Genomic DNA, 6944 nt, shown 5'->3' on the forward strand with positions numbered 1-6944 from the left:
TAGGCAGGAATGATCGGGCAGAACCATGTGAGCGTTCGCTTGGGCTGCGAAACGTTTGGTGTTGACGCTCCGATCGCGGATGCCACTTTTCTTCCAGCTCCTGCCTTTCTTCATCCCGGGAGGGATGTCAGATGGTAGCCGGGGGTCGCTGCGTAGCAGCGTACCCCCGGAAAACGAGCGTCCCCCAAAATACTCTCCATCCCGCCGTGGCCGATGGCCACGGCGGGATGGAGAGTGGCGACGCGGGCTACAGTACGTCGGTGACGCGATCGCTTACCGACGGCTACCATCTGACATCCCTACCGGGATGAAAACGTGTGCAAACGAATGCGTTCCATAACACCAAACATTTCGCAGCCCAGCGTTCGCCCAGCTTGCACGTGGGAACAGTGGCGTCTGCCAAAAGAGTTCAAATGCCGAAAGACTCTTGCCGACCTGTTTCATCCCAAGCTTTCATGCTGCAGGCGATGCTCGTCTTTCGAGCATCTGGTTCCGATGCGGCCGCATGTTTGCCAGCCGGATCGTGCAAGTCCACACGACGCTACCGCGAAATTTGCTGGGCGATCGGTTGGCCGGTGGCATCCAGCAGTGGTGGTTCGTCGACTCCCGCCATCGCCTCGGTGATGCGTTGATGAAGCTCTTTCATTGCGGCTCGATCTTGCTCGGTGGCATGATCCAGATCGATCGCGATCTCTTCGAGCGGGCGATCTGTTAACCGAAACAGACGGCCATCGCGAAAGACCTTGTGGGTTCGGTTGAGTGCGAACACTTCGCGAGTGAACTGCGATTTGTCTTCGCCGGGACGAGGGTCGTACCAAAAGAACAGGGACTCTTTTTTCGGACCTTCTTGGCCGAACAATTCCGGGGCGAAGCTGATGCCGTCCATCGTTGGGTCTTCCGGCACTTCGCCGCCCGCCAACTCAATCAGCGTTGGATAGAAATCCGATGCATCGATCAGCTTGTCACTCACGGCCGGTTGGATGTGGCCTGGCCAGGACACGATCAACGGTACGTGGATGCCGGTTTGCTTGGTCAGCCCCTTGCCACCTCGGATGGACCGTCCATCGGAAAGCTTGGAGACCACTTTCAGGTGCGTTCCGTTGTCGCCGTAAAAAATGACGATTGTGTTGTCTCTTAAACCATTGGCCTGCAGCCCTTGGATCAAGTTCCCAACCGCAACGTCCATGTACTCGACCATGTCCTTGAAGTACTTCAGTTGCTCCACGACTGGTTGGGATGGATCCCAGTCGTCGCTGATTGGCGTGGGGACAAACGGCCAGTGAGGCAGAGCCATGGGGTAATAGACAAACGCCGGTTCGTTGCGATCTTGCTTGAGGAAGTCGATTGTCTTTTCCACCCAGACATCCTCGCCAAATTGGCCAGGGTAGGTTTTCAGTTCACCGCCCTGCCCTGCTTCGCCCTCCAGCATCGTTGGGTTGGCGTAACGCGATCCTTTGTCTTCCGTGTGCAAGGCGTGGTACAGAGCGTATTGGTCAAAGCCTGCGTCTTGGGGATGCATTCCGGTTCCGCGCCGGTCTTCTGCGCCGGGGTATCCGGGTGGGTCGTAGGATTGCAATTGCCACTTGCCAAAGATTGCCGTGGCGTAACCCTCCTCCTTCATTCGGTGACCAAACGTCTTCAAGTTAGGATCGAGGATTCCAAATGTCTTCCAGTTGCGATGGTTGTACTTGCCCGACATCAATTGAACTCGAGTCGGGGTGCACAGCGGTTGCGAATACGCGTGCGTGAACCGGACGCCACCGCTGGCCAATTGATCCAGGGCAGGCGTGTCATAGGAGACTCCTCCGTAGCAACCCAATCCCTCGATGCCGATGTCGTCGGCCATGATCAGCACGATGTTGGGCCGTGAATCGTCGGCGGACGAAACGGTCAGCGGAAGGCAACCAAGCAAGATCAGGAGAAAACGCATTCGACAATTCGTTCAGGCGTGCAGAGTTGGGGGAGGAGCAGGACAGGTCCAGAGACGATCAACGATTGCTCGGCGGAGGCGGCAGCTGGATCGTTTGAGCGTTGGGGGTCAGCGCGTGTTGGTAGTACTTGAGCAGGCTGTAGACGGATTGGAATTCCGGACGTGCCGACAAGGATGCGTATTGCGGGTCGTTTGCCACTTGGTCATAGCGTGCAACGGCCGCTGCCAGCGCCTGCGGATCCGGGGCTTGGTTGGGATTGGCTGACAGCGGCAGTGCCAAGTGCGCTGTCCATTGGGGATCCAGCAGTTTGAACAGCTCAGGAGCGATTTGCAGCAACTGGTCCTGCAGCACGGCGGGACGATCACTTCGGTATTGTTGAGCGAACTGCGATTGTGGTTCCGGAGGCGTGACCTGGGCTTGTTGACCAGCGTAACGGGCAACGGCCTGCGTCAATTGGGCTGCCGAGGTGGGGATGACCACCGGTTGGCCTGGGGCGGGGCTTTGGTAGTACATGCCGGTTGCGACTTGATCGACCCGCACGACGGTTCCGTCGATCGAGACGCCCGCGAACAGGCCGCGGCTTCGAGAGTAGGTGTAGATTTCCGCTTGCAGTTGGCCGTCGGTTGCCACGGCGGCTTGACGTCCGACCGGGCCCGCTGCCGCTGATGCGTCACCGCCCAGCGTGAGTTTGCCTGACAAGATCCCTTGCACACTGCGCGCCGTTTTGAAGACCAGGATGATGTCCGAGGCTTGCACGCCGACTTGCCAACCGACATTGCCACCCGTCAAGGTGATGAAAACCGGGGCATGCCACGTGCCATCGGGATCACGGATAAAGAGCAATCCTTTTCCATGTCGCGCCCCAACGATGAAGCTGCCTTTGATCACGTTGGGGACGATGGCGACCCCGTGACAATCTTGCAACATCTGAGCCGGGATTTGGCTCAGCGGCGTGGACATGGTTTCATTCAAGACCGCGGTCGCTGATTGGACCGTTTGTTCTTCGACAACCTGGGCCGAGACGGGCTGCGTCCATCCCAGCAGGATGATTGCGGTCGTCATCGCAATGCGCCGAGCGAAGCGAAATTGCGGTTGGTGAGAGAGCTCCATCGTGCACATTCCTTGGGGTGAAAGCGTTCTCATTCGCAAACGCTGGTTCGGGTGACGGTTGGGGCGGCCGTGGTCGATGAAGGCATCGCAGTGGCAGCGTCAAAATCCCCTGCCATTGTGGGGCCCAAGGGGCGTGGAGGCTACTCCATCTGCCCTCCCCTGCCCTGCGATTCGGAAAGAATGTGAAGCGTTGGCAATCGATCGAAGTTTGATTGGCGACGACGACACCTTGTAGAGAAATTGCTTCCCAGGTTTTCGAAACGGTGCTTGGGTCGGTTGGATAGACGCTCACAAAGTGCGAAGATGCGGTTCGAAGCCGCCAGGAAACGCCGGATGCATCCACTTTGGCAAGGTCAGCTTGCTCCTGTGCATTGGCGAACAAAGTTCACGACAAAGGAAATGAAAGATGTCTGATTCGGAACCGAAGGATGCCATGCGGAACGTGCTCGTTGATGTGGCGTCACTCTGGTGGTTGCCGCTGATCCGAGGTTTGTTGTTATTGATTCTCGGGATTTACGCCTTGTTTCAACCTGGGATGACCTTGGCGACGTTCGCGCAGGTCGTTGGGTTCTTCTTGGCCTTCGATGGGGTCATGGCCATCATTGCGGGAGTGATCGGCGACACCCCGTCGCGAGTGGGGACGATCGTCCGAGGCGTGATCGAGGTTTTGGCGGGGATGTTCGTGTTTGCAAACCCAATGTTGGTCGCTGGATTGACCGCGACGATTGTGATCAGTGTCATCGGTGCGATGGTGATTGTCTCGGGCGTGGTCGAGATTGCGGCTGCGATCCAAGATCGGCGGCACATTCAAGGCGAAGGTTGGTTGATCTTGGCCGGGATTCTTTCTGTGTTGATCGGCATTGCTTTGTTGGTCGCGCCGATGGGATTTGGGCTGACGTTGGTGCGAATTTTGGGCGCGTTGGCGATAGTGTCCAGCATTGCGATGATCGCGTTCGCCTTCCGATTGAAATCGTTGGGAAGCCGGATCTCTCAGGGCTAGACGCCCTGTGCGATGAAGGGAACACGCTTGCTGAGACGATCCACCCTGCCCTGCCCCACACAGGGCTGGCCGGGGCGACTATGTTGGTCAGCCGCTTCTTTCTCGTAAAGAAGCTGGATTGATTCTCAAGAGGATCGGTCTCCCTCCCCTGCCCCTCCCCGCCCTGCCCCGATTGAAATGTGGTTTCAAATGAAGACTCGTTGGTTCATCCTCGTCGCTGTGCTGCCTTGGTTTGTCATTCCAGTCAAGGCTCAAGAAAAGGTCGTCGACTCGATCGGCAATCTGGATCCGGAGATGGCGACCGGTCGAACTGTCGAAGACGGCGTCGCGTGGTATGACGTTGCGGAACAGAATATCGAAGGACGAATCCTGCCCGATCAAGAGCGGACGCGATGGTTCGATCGCTTCCCAAGCTCCGCCAATGGTTCGGTGACTTCAAACGTTTGGAACCTGAGTCGTCATTCAGCGGGCATGATGGTTCGCTTCAAAACGGATTCCACCGCCCTTCATGCTCACTACAAATTGTTGAGCAGCAATGTGGCGATGCCGCACATGCCTGCGACCGGAGTCAGCGGGGTGGACTTTTATGCTCGCGACGGGGAAGGCAATTGGCGTTGGGTGCAGGTCACGCGGCCGACATCGCAAGAGGTCAAGGCAAAGGTCATCGATTCATTGGCACCGGGGATGCGGGAGTACGCCGCGTACCTTCCGCTTTACAACGGGATCGAGTCTTTGAAGATTGGTGTTTCACCGGACAGCAAGTTCGAGCAATTGCCGCCCCGCGAAAAGCCGATTGTGTTTTACGGGACCAGCATCACGCACGGGGCCTGTGCGAGTCGTCCGGGAATGGTCCACACGGGGATCTTGGGGCGTCGCTTTGATCAGCCCGTCGTGAATCTAGGCTTTTCCGGCAATGGGAAAATGGATCCCGAGGTCGGGGATTATTTGATCCAGATCGATGCCGCGGTCTACGTGATCGATTGCCTGCCCAACATGAACGCGGCGATGGTGACCGAAAGGTGCGTTCCATTGGTCAAGCAAATTCGTGCTGCGAAACCGGACACGCCGATTGTGTTGGTGGAAGATCGCCGGAACACAAACAGTTGGATCTTGCCCGCACGTGACGCTCACCACACAGCGAATCATGAGGCTCTGCAGGCGGCGTGCAAGTCGCTGCTCGCCGACGGGGTGACCGGTCTGCACTACATCGCTGGCGATGAGCTTTATGGAACCGATGGCGACGGTGCGACCGATGGTTCTCACGCCAGCGACCTTGGTTTCATGCGTCAGGCCGACGTGTTTGACCCCGTGCTTCGCAAAGCAATGGGCGTGGAGTGAGTGTCGGAGCGGTTCCGGCTACCAAATCAGCTGGGATCCAACGGTCAGGCCGAGAAACCCAAGGTTGTCGTCCATCGGTGAGTCTCCGTTGAGGCCGCCGTCGGGACCAGTGAAGACTCCGGTTGGGTTGGGGCCGCCAACGCCGTTGTAGTGCATCGCTTCCATCGCAACGGTCATTGAAAAATGATCGGTCATCACGATGCGAAGTCCCAGTTGCATTTCGGCATTGGCCACCAGAGAATCGGCGGAGTCATCGCCGGGCCGCAAGTCGATGTCGCCGATGGTTTGGCGAATGTTGCCCAAAGGTGTGAGGCTGTCCGTGGCGGAAAACTTGCGAGCCCCGTAGAGCATCGATCCGCGTAGATTCGCGAAGAGTTGCAAGTTTTCGACCGGTAAAACATGGTTGATTTGCAGTGCCATCGTTGGTCCCATCCCTCGGAATTGGGAGTGGCCCTGGATGGTGCCTTCATCGGTGGAAGCGAAGTAGCCTTGTGCGACCTTGGCGTACCGAATGCCAGCGTAGAAGTCGATGGGATTGGCGATCCGGCGTTGGAGTTCCCAGTCAATCACATCGGTTCGCACGGTGCTTTGAAATTCGCCTTCGTTGATGAACGCGAGTCCGGTCAGGATGTCACCATTTTCGATGAAGTAGCCTGCAGTGCCTTCGTTTCCAGTTGGAATCAGTCCGTTGGCATCGTTGGCAGTCAAACCATCGGAGTGGCGGAACTCCCAAAATCGAACTCGCCAACCGAGTGTGTTGTCTTCCGCTTCGCGACCGAATTGGATCCGCGGACTGTGCTCGATTTGCCAGGGGAACCCGATGTGTGAGAACCCGTCATCGGTTTGCACGATGATCGCGGTGCTGTTGCTTTGAGTGGGTTGGACGAGAACGCTTTCGAAGGTAGCAAACAGGCGTCCTTCTTCGGGTTTGGGCTGAAGTCCTTCGCTGGCTCGTTGCTGAGTCAGCCGCCCTTCGAATCGGTCGGATTCGAGTTCTTGGATCCGCATTTGCATTTCTGCGAATCGGGAATCCAGATCGATGGGTTGAATCTCGCTGAAACCAACCGGTGCTGCTTCGCTTTGGAAATCGTTTGTACCGGAACCCTGGAAGTCAGACAGGGTCAGCACCGGATCGTCGTCTGCACGGAGGGGACTTGTCCATCCAAACGCAATCAAAGTCAGGCACAGTTGCGAGCAGACCAAAGCCCATTTCAAGTTGCGAAAGTCACGCGGTGGTTCAAGGCGGTGCACGTCAAGGTCGCTTTCGTTGGGAGCGAGCGGTGAACGTTTCGAGGTCACGAAGTCGTTCGATGAAGGTATGTCATGTTGTCGTAAGGTCTTCTCTTAGCAGGGGTTGGTATCGCAGCGAAAGGGTGAAATCAATTTGACAAAAAATCTCGTGAAACGCGCGAAACTGGGTGGAAGCCGACTAACGCTGCCACTAAATCTGACCCTGTCAAAAAACCGTTGAGAAAGAGCGGTTTTGATTCAAGTCAAAGGATTGGCTTGATCATCCCCAGTGCATGGTTCCACTGCATCGCTTTGGGGGGAGCCAAATGGATTTG

At 57.0% G+C, this 6944-nt stretch carries 5 protein-coding genes; 2 read left to right on the top strand and 3 right to left on the bottom strand.

Going from position 1 to position 6944, the window contains the following annotated elements:
• Window positions 1-541 precede the first annotated feature (541 nt).
• On the bottom strand, window positions 542-1930 hold the full coding sequence (locus RISK_RS04185; RefSeq protein WP_047812958.1) for a sulfatase-like hydrolase/transferase: 1389 nt from the start codon (window positions 1928-1930) through the stop codon (window positions 542-544).
• Between the two features lie 58 nt (window positions 1931-1988).
• A complete protein-coding gene (locus RISK_RS04190) occupies window positions 1989-3041 on the bottom strand; it encodes a lipid-binding SYLF domain-containing protein (protein ID WP_236696012.1) in 1053 nt (350 codons plus the stop codon).
• A gap of 406 nt (window positions 3042-3447) precedes the next feature.
• Between RISK_RS04190 and RISK_RS04195 the strand changes: the two genes are divergently transcribed.
• Window positions 3448-4041, top strand: a complete 594-nt coding sequence (locus RISK_RS04195; protein WP_047812960.1) for an HdeD family acid-resistance protein — start codon at window positions 3448-3450, stop codon at window positions 4039-4041.
• Window positions 4042-4230: 189 nt separating this feature from the next.
• Window positions 4231-5379 carry an SGNH/GDSL hydrolase family protein gene (locus tag RISK_RS04200; protein ID WP_047813059.1) on the top strand — a complete coding sequence of 383 codons (1149 nt, stop codon included), beginning with the start codon at window positions 4231-4233 and terminating at the stop codon, window positions 5377-5379.
• Between the two features lie 18 nt (window positions 5380-5397).
• Here RISK_RS04200 and RISK_RS04205 read toward each other — a convergent pair whose 3' ends face one another.
• The gene (locus RISK_RS04205; protein ID WP_053061052.1) at window positions 5398-6678 is read right to left on the bottom strand and encodes an Lpg1974 family pore-forming outer membrane protein; all 1281 of its coding nucleotides are present in this window, start codon (window positions 6676-6678) and stop codon (window positions 5398-5400) included.
• Window positions 6679-6944 lie beyond the last annotated feature (266 nt).

This window comes from Rhodopirellula islandica (assembly GCF_001027925.1).
Taxonomy (GTDB): Bacteria; Planctomycetota; Planctomycetia; order Pirellulales; family Pirellulaceae; genus Rhodopirellula; species Rhodopirellula islandica.